At 63.3% G+C, this 13,722-nt stretch carries 7 protein-coding genes; 1 reads left to right on the top strand and 6 read right to left on the bottom strand.

Annotated features, from left to right (window positions below):
* Positions 1-84 precede the first annotated feature (84 nt).
* Positions 85-1,215 (top strand): AraC family transcriptional regulator, encoded by a 1,131-nt coding sequence (locus VJR68_RS05495; protein ID WP_324146563.1) that lies wholly within the window; start codon positions 85-87, stop codon positions 1,213-1,215.
* On the opposite strand, the gene VJR68_RS05490 is transcribed toward VJR68_RS05495, so the two are convergent.
* The 6 genes from VJR68_RS05490 to VJR68_RS05465 all read right to left on the bottom strand — a co-directional run bounded on the left by VJR68_RS05490 (position 1,208) and on the right by VJR68_RS05465 (position 13,685).
* Positions 1,208-2,602 carry a serine hydrolase gene (locus VJR68_RS05490; protein ID WP_324146562.1) on the bottom strand — a complete coding sequence of 465 codons (1,395 nt, stop codon included), beginning with the start codon at positions 2,600-2,602 and terminating at the stop codon, positions 1,208-1,210. The two genes, VJR68_RS05495 and VJR68_RS05490, sit on opposite strands and share 8 nt — an antisense overlap.
* Before the next feature lie 314 nt (positions 2,603-2,916).
* Positions 2,917-3,333, bottom strand: coding sequence for an arsenate reductase ArsC (locus VJR68_RS05485; RefSeq protein WP_324146561.1), 417 nt, complete (start codon positions 3,331-3,333; stop codon positions 2,917-2,919).
* On the bottom strand, positions 3,333-4,562 hold the full coding sequence (locus tag VJR68_RS05480; RefSeq protein ID WP_324146560.1) for a hypothetical protein: 1,230 nt from the start codon (positions 4,560-4,562) through the stop codon (positions 3,333-3,335). Before VJR68_RS05480 ends, VJR68_RS05485 begins: the two co-directional genes overlap by 1 nt.
* Positions 4,559-6,904: a putative bifunctional diguanylate cyclase/phosphodiesterase gene (locus VJR68_RS05475; protein ID WP_324146559.1), complete on the bottom strand. Its 2,346-nt coding sequence runs from the start codon at positions 6,902-6,904 to the stop codon at positions 4,559-4,561. The genes VJR68_RS05480 and VJR68_RS05475 overlap by 4 nt, the downstream gene beginning before the upstream one ends.
* A gap of 3 nt (positions 6,905-6,907) precedes the next feature.
* Positions 6,908-7,546, bottom strand: a complete 639-nt coding sequence (locus tag VJR68_RS05470) for a carboxypeptidase regulatory-like domain-containing protein (protein WP_324146558.1) — start codon at positions 7,544-7,546, stop codon at positions 6,908-6,910.
* Positions 7,547-7,958: 412 nt separating this feature from the next.
* Positions 7,959-13,685 carry a beta-1,3-glucanase family protein gene (locus VJR68_RS05465; RefSeq protein ID WP_324146557.1) on the bottom strand — a complete coding sequence of 1,909 codons (5,727 nt, stop codon included), beginning with the start codon at positions 13,683-13,685 and terminating at the stop codon, positions 7,959-7,961.
* Positions 13,686-13,722 lie beyond the last annotated feature (37 nt).

Raw genomic sequence — 13,722 nt, 5'->3', positions numbered from 1 at the left:
CTTCAACCAAAAGCCCGTTGGGTTACGCTTCGCTAACCCAACCTACGCTGCCTCTTGGTGACGCCCTTGTTCGCTGGCTTTCCCATGACGTTCTGGACTTTCGTCTACATCGCCGGTGCCGTGCAGGCAGCCTTGCTGGCCACAGCGCTTTGGCGGCGGCCGGCGAACCATGCTGCCAATCACCTGTTGGCGATCTGGGTGGCGCTCACCGGTATCGATCTGGCGGTGAAGGCGCTGTACTGGCATTTGCTGTCGCCGGAGTGGTTTCGCGCTTATCGCTTCGTGGCGTTGTTTCCGTTTCTTTACGGCAGCCTGTTCTATCTCTACGTGCGGGCGTTGGTGGAGGGGCGTGGATTCAAGCCACGCGACATTGTGCATTTGGCTGGCTTTTTCATCATGCTGGTGCTCAACGGTTACGTGCTGGTTGCGAGCCGCGATCAACTGCAAGCGCTGTCGGCGCGGTGGATCGCCGGTGAGCGCGCCGTGGGTGCCTGGTTCGATGGTCCGCTGTTTCTCTACAGCCTTTCTTATGTGATGGCGGCGCTGCGGCTAGTGCATCGCTATCGTCGCCGGCTGCGCGAGCAGCGGTCCGATGCGGATCGGTTGTCGTTGCGCTGGATCGATGCGATGGCTGGCTTTCAAATCGCTATTTGGGGCGTGGCCATCGTGCAGGCGATGACTTATCTGCCGGTTTTGAATTACGGCCTGTTGTTCGGCCTGGTGGCGGCGTGGGTGTGGATGGTCGGCTGGTTCAGCCTGGGGCAGCCGCCGGTGCAGGCAGCGCCCGTGACGCTTTCTTCGCAGGAGGAGCGCACGCAGGACGAACACCAAGCCATCGCCACGATCGACACCGCGCGCTTCAGCGACGTCGAAGCGCGCCTGGCGCAACTGATGAGTGGCGATGCCCCGCTCTACTTCGAACCGGCGTTGACCATCGGCCAAGTCGCCAAGCGCAGCGGTTATCCGGAATACCTGGTATCGGCGGTGATCAATCGGCGCCTGGGCGGCAGCTTCTGCGACTACGTCAATCGCCTGCGCGTGCAGGCGGTGCGCGCGCGGCTGGCGGATCCTGCCGAGTCGCGCACCATCCTTGATCTGGCCTATGCCTGCGGCTTCACGTCCAAGTCCACCTTCAATGCCGCGTTCAAACGCGAGGTGGGCGATACGCCGAGCAACTATCGGCGGCAACACGCAGCAGCCACGCCGGTCACCTGAGCGCAAGCCCGCTGGACGCCGTTCGATGCAGCGCGGCGATGATGGCAGCCGTGGCATCGCCGATGCCGGTGCCGACGTTGTGCACGCTCAAGCCCATCCGCACCACCACCAAGTGCTCGGAAGGCACAATGATCACGTACTGGCCGAACGCGCCGCGTGCGTAATACATGTCTTTCGGCAACTGCGGGATGCCCCATGGCGCATCCCACACTGGCACGCTGCCTTGGTTCACCAGGTTGGTCCAGAAGCCGGCACCGTAGCCGGTATCCAGCGTTTGCGAGTGCGCATAGGCCGCCCAGCCTTGCGGAAGAATGCGCTTGCCGTTCGCCACGCCATCATCCAGATACAGCTGGCCGAAGCGTGCAAGATCGCGCGCGGAGGCGTACATGAAACCGGAACCGAGCAAGGTGCCGCTCTGATCCGTCTCGATCACCGAATGGTTCATGCCCAGCGGCGCGAACAATTCATCGCGCACGAAGGTTTCCGCACTCGCCGCCGTATTGCCGCTGGCATTGCCGATCAGCTTCGACAGCAACGCATAACTGAGATTGCCGTACGCCCACGTCGTGCCCGGCGCATGCGCCAGCGGCACGCTGGCTGCGTAGGCAGCCGTGTCGGTTTCGCGAAACCACATGTGGGTGGCGAGATTGACCGGGCCGTCGGTTTCGTCAAAGGGCAGCCCGCTATCCATGCGAATCAATTGGTCGACCGTGATCGCATGATGCGGATCGGATGGCGACGCCCAGGCGGCGATCGGCGCAGGCTGGTCCACGCGCAGCTTGCCCTGGCGCACGAGAATGCCGATCAACGCCTGCGTCACTGACTTGGTCACCGAGTGTGCCCAGATCGGCGTTTCCGGGCCGTAGCCGTTGGCGTAACGCTCGGCAATCAACTGGCCGTCATGCAGCACCACGATGGCCTTGGTCTGGCGAGGGTGCGCTGGATCCGGTTCGGCAAACGCCTGGTCGAGCGCGGCGCGCAGTGCGGGGTCGGTCGGCGTGACGATGTTTGGGCCGAAGCCGTCCGGCACAGCCTGCTCGCCGAGCGTTGCCGCCGGGAGCGAATCATCGCCAAGCACCAGTGTGCAGCCCACGCCGTCGCGATAGATCGAGTGGGCGTGAAATACGCCCAGGACGCGGCTGTGCACGTCGTGCTGCGCGCGGTCGATTGCGTAGTGCACCGCCCAGGCAATGCCGCCCAGCAACGGGCGTTGCTCCTCCTCGAATACCCGATCGGGATCGACGTGCGAGACGAAGGTGGCGGCGCACAGGGATTGGCTGACCGAGGCGGCGCCGACGTGCAACGCGTCGCGATTGAGCCAGACGACCACGGCACCGGCGAACAGCAATGCGAACAGGCTCAAGAGTGCGTAGCGGGCGGACTTCATGGGCTTGGGCTCCAGGGAGGAAAGGCCGCAGGATGCGGGGTGCGGGCCTTTCGTTCGTCCTGTCCGGCGGATTCGTACGGCTGTACGGCGATGCTGGACGTCCCTGGGTTGGCTTGAAGACGCTTGATTCGTCGCCCCGGCGAACGCCGGGACCCAGTGCCTTTGCGTTTGAGGTACCCCCCAAAAAGTCGCTGGGCCCGGCGTTCGCCGGGGCGACGGGCGTGGAGGCATCTTTCATCACGGCGGAGGCAGCGCCGAACCCCAACATGGCCGGATGCAGTGGGAACGTCGGGTTCGCGTTCGCTCATCCCGGCCTACAGGGAGGTCAACAGAGCCCGGACACGCTGGGCAATGTCGTCGCGAACCTGACGATAGCCTTCGTCGTCCATGTGTTTGGGATCGGGCAGCCCCCAATCCTCCCGCCGCTTTGTCGGTACCCAGGGGCATTGATCGCCGCAGCCCATGGTGATCACGGCATCGAACTCGCCGCTGACCTCATCGAGCGATTTGGATGCGTGCCTGCTCAGGTCATAGCCCAGCTCATCCATGAAGCGGACGGCCTTTGGGTTGATCACGCCCGAGGGGCGCGAGCCTGCGCTGAATGCCTCCACCGCGTTGCCGCCGTAGATATGCGCAAAGGCCTCGGCCATCTGGCTGCGGTTTGAATTTTCGACACAAACAAAAAGCACGCGTTTCATCGTTGCATGGGGGGCTTCGCCAAGGTCGCTCATTAATACAGCACGCGCATGCTCAGCTGCACCTGCGTATCGATCACGTGCCCCGGCAAGCCGTACTCAACCGGCAGCGTGGAGGTGCTGTCGATGTGCAGCACTTCGGCCGTCAGGCGCAGGTAGTCGCGCGGGCGCCAGTTGAGCGCCGCCGTGACCGCATTGCCGTTTTCGCCCTGATGCTCGCCGGAATCATCGGGTGGCTTGCGCGTACTGAAGTGCTCGAGTCGCAACGCCGGCCGCCAGGCCCCGCGATTCCAACCGACCAGCACGAATGCCGCGCGGTAATGCGTACGCCGGTACCGGTCTTCCATTGGCTCGACGGTGGTATCGCCATCCATGGCCTGGGCGATCCAGGTGACGGCGCCGGTATTGGTGCGCGCGCCCAGGCTCCAGAAACGAGTGCGCCAGGCGGATTGTTCATCGCCATTGGCATAGGGTGCGGACGCGCCCGGATCGGCGCGATTGTCGTAATGCAAAAGACTCACGCGCGTTTCGCTGGGCGCATGCCAGCTGATGGCTTCGTAGTCGCCCCAATGCGATGCGCCGATCGTGCGGAACGGATCGTCATAGCGCGGCGGCGTGCCGCCCTCCTCGCTCACTTCCGCATCGGGTTCGCGCAAGCGACTGCCGAGGCCGGACACCAGGTCGCCGATCGACCATCCACGCGCGGCCAGCACGGTGCCGGCCGGGTCGTCGCGGCGAAACAGCGATGCACGCAAATCCCAGCTATGGATCTCGCCGCGGCGTTCCAGCACAAACTCGCCGCCGACCGCACGCAGTTCTTCGCCCACCCAGGTATTGATGGCGGAGGAACTGAGCGTCCATGGACTGGTCCAGCCGATGCCGTCGTTCTCCATCGACACCGGAGGAAAAAAAGCACCGGCGCGCACGGACCAGCGCCATGGTGTGGTGGATACAGGGCGATAGCGCATCCAGCCTTCCAGCAGGCTGAAGCCGCCATGGCCGCTGGTTTGATATTGCAGCTGCGCCAGTGCAAGCAGTTCGGGCGTGATTTGCGCCGCGCCATACACCGCGGCGCCGCCGAAATGAAGCTGTGTCTGGTTGCCGCCGTAGCGGGCTTTTCCGAAACCGCCGCGCGTCCAACTGGTGTCGCCCGGCGCCGCCACCAGGCGCTCGTCGGCGTAGGCGTGCAATACGAAATCCTGCGCATGCACGCACGTGGCGACACCCCATACCGCGACGATCGAACACAGTCGGTGTTTTTTCATGCGTGGCTGTTATGGCCCTGGGTGGTGATCAGAGGGGTAAGCGCGTCGGCGCGCATCGGTCTGGCAACGAAATAGCCTTGCGCGTGATCGCAACCGATCGAAGCCAGGTAATCGAGCGTCGCCTCGTCTTCCACGCCTTCGGCGGTCACTTGATAACCCAGCTCGTGGCTGAGTTCCACGATCGAACGCACGATGATGCGGTCGTTCGGATCATCGATCAGCGGCTTGATGAAACTCTGGTCGATCTTCAATTCATCCACCGGCAGCGTGTGCAAGTACGACAACGACGACTGCCCTACCCCGAAATCGTCGATGGCGATATGAAACCCGCGCGCCGCCAGCTGCTGCAACACGCGTGACGCCGATTCGAATTCGCCGATCACGGCGCGCTCGGTGATTTCCAGCGTCAGTTGTTGCGGCGGTAGCCGATGCATCGCCGCCAGGCCGACGATGTAATGCGGCAAGTCCGCATCGGCCAGGTCGCGTGCGGAAAGGTTCACCGCCACGCGCAACGGCATGCCTTGCGCCTGCCATTGGCTGGCCTGCGTGATGGCCGCTTCCAGCGCCCAGCGCGTCAAGCGCTGGATATTGCCGGTGTCTTCCGCCATGCCGATAAACACATCGGGCGGTATCGCTCCGCGCAACGGATGCTGCCAGCGCACCAGCGCTTCCGCCCCATCCAGGCAGCGTGTGGCGAGCGCCAGCTTGGGTTGGTAATGCAATTCCAGCTGTCCGCGCGCCAATGCCTCGCGCAACTCGCCCATCAGCGAAAGACGTTCAGGCCGATGCGGATCGATGGCCGTCTGGTAAAACGCCCATGCGCGGGACGAACCGGCCGCGGCAAACTGCGCGGTCTCGGCATAACGCAGCAGCGCGACCGCTTCGGCCGCGTGCTCCGGATAGATGGCAATACCGATCGCCGGCACCATGTCGATGCTGATGTCTGGTTCGGTGTATGGCGTCGCAAGCGCGTCGAGAATACGGATCGCTGCCTGCACCGCATCGTCGCGGCCAGCGCTCGGCAACCACGCGACAAAATTGCTGTCGGTGGCACGCGCCACCTGCGCACCGTCGACCACGCGCTGGATGCGTTCGCCGGCATCGCGCATCAATCGATCGCACAGGCCATGCCCCATGGTCTTGATGATGTCCGGCACGCGCGTCAGGCCGATCATCAGCAAGCTGCCGCGCGTTACGCCCGCTTCCATGTCGCGCGTGATCTCTGCTTCGATCGCCACACGGTTCGGCAGGCCCGTCACGGCATCGTGCGTGGCCTGATGCGAAATGCGTTCCTCGCGTTGTTGCACCGCTGCGGCCATGGTGCTGATGGCGTTGGCCAATGCACCGATCTCGTCACGACGCGGCAGGCGTGGCGGCACGCGGTAATCACCCTCCTCGATGCGCTTGGCGACGGTGGCCAGCCATTCCACCGGCCGCGACACGTTGCGCGCAATCAGCCACACACCCAGCAAACCGGCGGCAAGCCCGAGTGCAAGCAAGGCCAGCCATGCCACGGCAAGGTGGTGGTAAGGCCGCAAGGCATCGTCCAGCGAATAACCGAACACGACCACCACCGCCGGGCTGTGATACGGATGCTGCAACGGTTGCGCCAGCACGATGTAGTCGCTCTGCGCGATACGACGCAAACCTGGCTCGGTGGGGAAATCACCCGTGGCATGTTCCAGGCCGCGCGCAAACGGTGTGGAACGATCGCCTTGCGCCACCGCCTGCCATTGCGACGGCGTCAGTTGCACTTCCAGCGCAACGTCGCGGCGTAGATTGCTCAACTCCTGCATGTGCGCGAGCAATTCGTCGTCCACCTGCACGTACACCACGATCAGGCCCACCGGCTGCGGCGCATAGATGGGCACGACCACGATCCAGTACACATGCCCTTGCACGGCTGCCATCACCGCCGTTTGCTGATAAAAGGCGCGCTGGATCAATTCGGAAAATGCAAAGGATTTGCCGTCCGCATGCGCATCGGCCGTATCCGCGGCGATGGTGCCGTCAAGGTTGATCAACTGCATGCGCGACGCGCCCACACGGCGTCCGTGATTGTGCAAGACCGACAGCACCGTGCCGCGATCGCCTTCGGCAATCGCCTGGCGCAAGGCAAAATCCAACGCCATGACACCCACGTTGCCGGCAATGCGTGCGGAAACATCATCCATCTGTGCTGTGAAAGCCTTGGCGCTGGCGGCGAGCTGGCGTTCGCCATCCACCACCAGCGCATGGCGCGTTACGCCATAGACGATTGCGCCCGTGATCAACTGCACCGCCACCAGCATGCCCACGAAGAACAGCGCGAGGCGAAGGCGGAAGCCGATGACCGTGCGCATGCGCTAGTAGTCCAGGTGTTCGCGGTCGACGAAACTGCGCGGGTCCGGCATCAAGCGCAACGTAAACGGCAGCTCGGGTGTTACGCCCTCGGCTGGCACATCGACCGTCGCGCTCGCCTGCGGATGTCCCGGCCACAACTGCGGATGCCAGACCGTTACGGTGTAATGGCCGACCGGCAGATCATCGAAGCGCGCCTGGCCTTGCGGGTTGGTCACCTGCGCCTGGTCGGCGGTCACCACCAGGTAGGCGATCATGTGGTCGTGGATATTGCAGCCCAGCGCGATGGTGCCGGTGTGGCTCAACACCACGGGCGACGAGCTTTCCCCCGGGCTCAGGATGAATTGAAACGCGCCGATCGGCGAGAACGAGTAAACGTGATGGCGCGTGTTGTCGCTATTGCGGAACACCACGCTGTCGCCGGGGTGCATCACGTCCACATAGGGAATGAAGGTTTCGTTCTTTTGATCGATATAGTGCGTGCTTGATGCAGCCAGCGCTTGCGGGCGGTCGATGGTCACCACCGCATCGCTGACGGGATGGCCGTGGCTGTCAGCGGTCATTACCACCAACGTTCCGGCGTGCGCGGCCATCGCAACGCCCGAGACGAGCAGGCAAAGCAGTCGCACACGCCAACGGCCCATCGACAGATCCCTCCCCTGCTGCGGGATGGGGTGAGGATACTACGCTGCCGTGCGATCTTGCGACTGAAGCCACTGGGCCCCGGCGTGCGCCGGGGCGACGATGCTTTTATACGTAGGCGGGGATGAAATCCCAGCCTTCATGTCGATGGCGGTGCTGGGATTTTCATCCCCCCTACAGAGCATCGGGGCAAAGTTCCGAACTTAAGCCAGAAACCTCAACTCGTCATTCCAGCGAAAGCTGGAATCCAGCGACTTGGTGGCTGAAAGGCACTGGATTGACCAGCTTCGCTGTTGTGAGGCGCCTCAGCTTTCGCTGGAATGACGAACAAAAACACGTAAGCTGGGATGAAATCCCAGCTTACGTGTAGATAGCGATGCTGGGATTTCATCCCAGCGTACGATCCGCGCCTTGTTACCAACCAATACCGAACGCCATATGCTCCGGCTGCTGCGTGGTCACCGTGGTGCTCTGGTTGTTGTTGTCGTCATACGAGAAACCGTAGGCCAACCCGCTTACCGAGTGCTGATGCCAGAACCACGCATAGAAGTTGGCCGTTGACGAAGAGGGGTAATACGCCGAGGCGTTCGCCCAGTTCGCCGTATTCGACAACACGCCGCGATTGGTGGCCGAGCAGATCTGGTTTTCCAACTGCAACTGGATGGCATTTTCATCCTGCTGCTGCGGCGAACTGCCTGCCACACCGGAAGCCATCGTGCCCGCGCACAGCAATACATCCTGCGTGGACGGTTGTTGCACCACGAAGCTCTCGCCAATGTTGGCGGCGGCCGGATTGATCTCGGTAAAGCTCAAGGTCGAGCCGGAAGCCTTGCCGCTGAATTGGCGTCCGTTGACGGTGATGATCACCGGCGAGCTGGCGTACTGCGACCACGCGCTGGCAATGGTGCTGTCGAAGTAATGGCCGTTGGCGCCACCCGCATTGAACGTGGTTTCCGCGGGTGACAGGATGCGCAAGTTGTTCGGCGTCGGCGTGTGGAAAGCGGCTGGCGTCTGGCTGGCGTACTCCTGGTCAATGTTGGCGATCGATTCGTTGATGCCCACCTGCATGTGATACGTCTCGCTGGCGCCCCACACATCCAGCAGCAGCGGCAGGCCGAACTGGTTCACCTGCGTGGTGTTGATGAAGATCCCACCATTGCTGGCGTAGTTGAACTCATACCAATCGTAGTGAACGTTAATGTTGGGGTCGGTATTGTTCTGAGGATTCGGCCCGGCGTAGCCATTGTTGCCGCCGTTTGCGCCGGCCATGATCGGCATGAACAGCGGGCTGCCTTCGGAGATGTAGATGCGGCCGGAGGTCATCGGCGGCAGCTTGAGTTGATGATTGGCCTGCGCCAGCGTGAAAGCGTAGTTGGGATACGTTTGTCCATTCGGCCCCACCAGCGCATTGGCAGCGGTGTTGTCCGCCACCTTGGCCTCCGTGATGGTGCCGTCGTAGTTGACCCACGACAGCGCGCCGGTTGCCGGATCGTTGCCGAGAATCTCCACATAGATCTGGCTGTCGGCCCACACGCCGTTGGTGTTGTTGTTGAGGTCGGTGACGATGTAGCCCGGCACCACCATATAGCTCGGCGCCAGGTTCACGCTCAAGCTCGCTGCCGACGACGTCACCGAACCGGTGGCATTGCTCACCGTCACCGTAAAGCTGGCGGTGTTGTCCGCATAGATGGTGCCAGGGGTGGTGTAGCTCGCGCTGGTGGCACCCGGGATGGCGGTGTTGTTCTTGTACCACTGGTAAGCCAGCGTACCGCCGCTTGCCGATACCGAGAACGTCGCCGTGCGTCCGATCGTCACGGTTTGATTGACAGGCGATGTGTTGATGGCCGGTGCGGATGCCGTCACCGAGGCCAAGGTGGTCGCGGTGGCGGAATCTGCCGGTGAAGTACCCGCTGCGTTGACCGCCGCGACGGTGTAGCTATACGCCGTTGATGCCGCCAAACCCACGTCGTTGTACGTGGTAGCCGTCAAGCCACTCGCGACGATCGTACCGTCGCGAGTCACCGTGTACGTAACGCCGGATGTCGCCGATGCCGCCCAGCTCAAGTCGATTTCGCTGGACGATGCCGACGTGGCCGTCAGGTTGGTCGGCGCCGGCGGAATCGCCTGCGTCACGGCACTGGCTTGCACAGCCGGCGCGGAGGTGCCGGTCGCGTTGGATGCCTCCACCACGTAGTAGTACGCGGTGTTGTTCGCAAGGCCGGTATCCGAATAGCTGGTGCCGGTAGCCGTGGCGATCAGGTTGGCGCTGGAAGGCGTGAAACCTGCCGTGGTGCTGCGGAACACGTCGTACACGACGCCCGGCGCTGCAGATGCCGTCCAGCTGAGATTGATCTGGCTGGTGGACACCGCCGTCGCCGTGACGCTACCCGGCGCACCGGGCGGCGGAGCGATCACTTCGATGCCGTTGATCTCGGCATTGTCCGTGATGGTGGTGAACTGCAGCACGATCTGGCCTTGCGCATTCGCCGTTGCCGTGAAGGGTTCGACCACGGCAATGTCCTGCCCGCCCGTGGTCGCGACGATGTCGAAGTTGCTCAACACCTGCGTGCCGTTGATGCTCACGTTGAACACGCGCTGCCCCGCCTTGGTCCAGTAGAACTCGGCGAAGTGCAGACGCACCGTGTAGCTCGCACCCGCAGTCAAACCCGGCAGCGTGTAGCTGAAGGTGTTGCCGACGCGCTGGTGCTGATACACCGACTGCGGTGCAGGATGGGTCACACCGGCGACATTGATGGTCGAACCCGTGCCGGATGCCGCGCCGCCGTTGAAATCCTGATCAGCAACGTAGTCACCCGAAGCGGTACCGCCGGCGCTGATCGCCAGCACATCCGAGCCGCACCCGGTCACGCAATCCACGTCGAACGTGGTGGCGGTAGCCGTGTTGGAAGACATCGACGTACCGGCCGAATCCACCGCCACGACGGTGTAGGAGTACGTGGCCGACGAGGTCAAGCCGCTGTCGCCATAGGTGCTGGCAGACAGGTTCTGCGCTACTGCCGTGCCGTTGCGGAATACCGAGTACGTCACGCCGGAGGTTTGCGACGGCGTCCAGCTCAAGTTGATCTGGCTGGACGATGCCACCGTCGCTGAGAGATTCGACGGTGCATTCGGCGGCGTGTTGGTTGCCGTGGCGTTTTCGACTTCGATACCGCTGACTTCGGCGTTGTCCTTGACCGTGCTGAACTGGATCACGATCTGGCCTTGCGCATTCGCAGTGGCCGCGAACTGCTCGACCACGGCAATGTCCTGCCCGCCGGCCGCCGCCAGCACGTCGAAGTTGGTCAACACCTGCGTGCCGTTGATGCTCACGTTGAACACGCGCTGCCCTGCCTGCGTCCAGTAGGTCTCAGCGAAATGCAGGCGCACTACATAACTGGTACCCGCCGTGAGTCCCGGCAGCGTATAGCTGAAGTTGCCGAAGCGCTGATGCTGGTACACCGACTGCGGCGCCGGATTGCTTACGCCGTTGATGTTCACCGCCGCATTGCTGCCCGAGGCCGTACCGCCAGTGAAATCTTCATCGGCCGCGAAATAACCGGCGCCGGGGCCGCCTGCACTGATCGCCATCGCATCCGGACTGGTGCAGTTGCTGGTGCAAGTGGAGACGGACGTGGTTGCAGTGGCCGTGTTGGAGGCCGCCGAAGCACCCGCCGCATCCGTGGCTTCAACGATGTAGTAGTACGTGGCTGCCGCAGCGACGCTGGCATCCGCATAGGTCGTGCCGGATGTCGTGGCGATCTGGTTGGCAGCGGATGGCGTAAATCCTGCGGTAGCACTGCGATACACGTTGTAGCTCACGGTGCAGGCACTGCCTGCCGTGCTCGCGCCCCACGCCAGGTTCACCTGGGTGGAGCCATTCGCCGTGGCGGCCAGCGCTCCCGGCACGCTCGGCGCGGCGGTGCAACTGTTCTGCTGCACGGCAAGCGTGGCGGTGTTGCTGTTGATGGTGCCGAACACGTCGCCCACGGCAACACTGAACACTGCACCGTTATCGCCGGCCACGGTCGCAGGCGTGGTGTAGCTGGCGGAAGTTGCACCGGGGATCGCCGTGCCGTTCCTTGACCACTGGTAGCTCAAGGTGCCAAGGCCGGTCGCCGCCACGCTGAAGGTAGCCGGCTGCCCAAGTGTTACGGCTTGATTGGCCGGTTGCGTGGTGATCGTAGGCGCTGCACCGGCATCGGTGCCGGAAGCGCACAGCGTTGCGCCCGGATAGTTGTTGGTGACCTGATAGGCCGAGGTGCCATCGAAATTCACCACGGCAGTCTTGCTGGAATCGTTCGGATCGACCGTCGACGTCCAGGTGCTCCACGTGCCGGAGAACGCACAGGTGGCATTGTTCACGCCGCCGATGGTCTGCGCTTCCGATTGCGTCGGCACGCGCATGTTGATGCCCGCGCAATAGGTCTGCGCACTCACGCCGGTGAACTGCGAACCGGGCGTGGTATCCGTCATCACGGTGCGCGTCCAGGTGAGTCCGGTGAGGTTGTCCTTCACCAGGCTGGCGTTGGAGGCATTGACGGTATAGCGCTCCGACGCGCCACCGCATTGCGGCACGTTGTAGACCTGGAACTCGTACACCGAATAACCGTATTGCGTGGCGCGCTGCGTGCCGTTCAAGCGTACATAGCGCGCCGCCACAGTCGGGAAGCTGAGCGTTTCCGTGCCGCCCGCGCCGCTGGCGGTGCTGTATGCGGTTTTCCAGGAGGTCGGGTCGTTGGGATCGCCGTTGCTGTAGAGAATCTGATACTGCGTGGCGTACGCGTTTTCCCAGTTGATCACCACGGTGTTGAACGGCTGCGTCGAACCCAGGTCGACCTGCAACCACGATGGATCGACGCCCGGCACGGCAGGTGTCGGCGGCGCACCGGCGGTGGCCGAACCCCAGCGCGAGCCAAGATTGCCGTCGACGGCATTCTCCGCACCCAGGCAATTGGTGCCCGAATACGCGGGCGTGGTCGTCGCATCGTTGCAGGGGTTCTGCGAACTGCTGCTGGTGGCAAGCGCATCCAGGGCGAGGTTGACGCCCGGCGGTGCCAGCGTGATGTTCGCCGCGTTGCTCATGGCAGGCGCGCCCGCCGCGTTGGTCACAGTCACCGTGTACGCGCCCACGTTCGCCACACTGACCGCGGGAATCGTATACGTGAGCGTGCTCGAGGGCTGCGTGCCGCTGGTAAGAATGGTCGGCGAACCGCCCGGCGGCGTGAACTGCCATTGATACGTATAAGGCGCCGAACCGGCCACGACAGCCGTGAACTGCACCGGCTCATTCACCGGCACGATGGTGCTGGCCGGCTGCGTGGTAAACGAGATCGGCGTGGCCGCATCGATTGTCACGACCGCGTTTGAAGATTGCACCGAACCGAGATCGTTGGTGACCACGACATAGAACGTTTCGCTACCCGCCGCGGTAAAGATCGGCGTGGTGTACGACGCGCTGGTGGCACCGGCAATCGCACCGGAACCCACTTGATACCACTGATAGGTCATCGCAGGCGAGCCAGTTGCGGCGACCGTCAACGTTGCCGACTGCCCATCCACGACTGCTTGCGACGCCGGCTGCGTGGTAATCACCACGTTGGCGGGCGCATCAACGCTGAGCGTCACCGGCGTCGACGTCACCGTGCCGTTGCTGCTGGCAATCGTCACGGTGAACGTATCGCCGTTGTCGGCAGCCGTCGTCGCGGGCGTGGTGTAGGTCGCGTTGGTAGCTCCCTTGATCGGGCCGTTCTTGTCGGACCACTGGTAGCTGAGCGTGCCCGAGCCGGAGGCCACGACGGTGAAGGTCGCCGGATAACCCGAGGTAGTCGCTTCGTCCACCGGCGGCACGATGATCACCGGCGCCTGCGTTTGCGATGGCGCCGCCGGTGCAACCGACGTCAACGTCACGCTGCTGCTTTGCAGGCCCGGCGCGCTCGCCGTCACCGTCACGGTGCCAGGCGTAAACGTGCTGCGCAGTGCGATCTTCTGCAAGCCGCCTTCGAAGTTCAGTTCCGGATCGCCGGGCGAATGGAAGAACGCATACGGCACGCCCTGGATCACCGTGCTATGCGCTTGCGAATACGCATCCTGGTAGTCGTTGGTCCACGACGGATCCGCCACCAGCTGCTGCGTGCCACCCATGTAGGTAGCCGGCCCCGTTACGGAGAACGTCACGTTG

Source organism: Dyella sp., from assembly GCF_035277725.1.
Taxonomy (GTDB): domain Bacteria; phylum Pseudomonadota; class Gammaproteobacteria; order Xanthomonadales; family Rhodanobacteraceae; genus Dyella_B.
Note: the sequence above shows the minus strand (reverse complement) of the source record. Positions and strands in the feature narration are given on the sequence as shown.

Coding starts and splice junctions, on each gene's coding strand:
- VJR68_RS05495 (WP_324146563.1), top strand. CDS start 85: ATGACGTTCTGGACTTTCGTCTACATCGCCGGTGCCGTGCAGGCAGCC.
- VJR68_RS05490 (WP_324146562.1), bottom strand. CDS start 2,602: ATGAAGTCCGCCCGCTACGCACTCTTGAGCCTGTTCGCATTGCTGTTC.
- VJR68_RS05485 (WP_324146561.1), bottom strand. CDS start 3,333: ATGAGCGACCTTGGCGAAGCCCCCCATGCAACGATGAAACGCGTGCTT.
- VJR68_RS05480 (WP_324146560.1), bottom strand. CDS start 4,562: ATGAAAAAACACCGACTGTGTTCGATCGTCGCGGTATGGGGTGTCGCC.
- VJR68_RS05475 (WP_324146559.1), bottom strand. CDS start 6,904: ATGCGCACGGTCATCGGCTTCCGCCTTCGCCTCGCGCTGTTCTTCGTG.
- VJR68_RS05470 (WP_324146558.1), bottom strand. CDS start 7,546: ATGGGCCGTTGGCGTGTGCGACTGCTTTGCCTGCTCGTCTCGGGCGTT.
- VJR68_RS05465 (WP_324146557.1), bottom strand. CDS start 13,685: ATGGGTGGCACGCAGCAGCTGGTGGCGGATCCGTCGTGGACCAACGAC.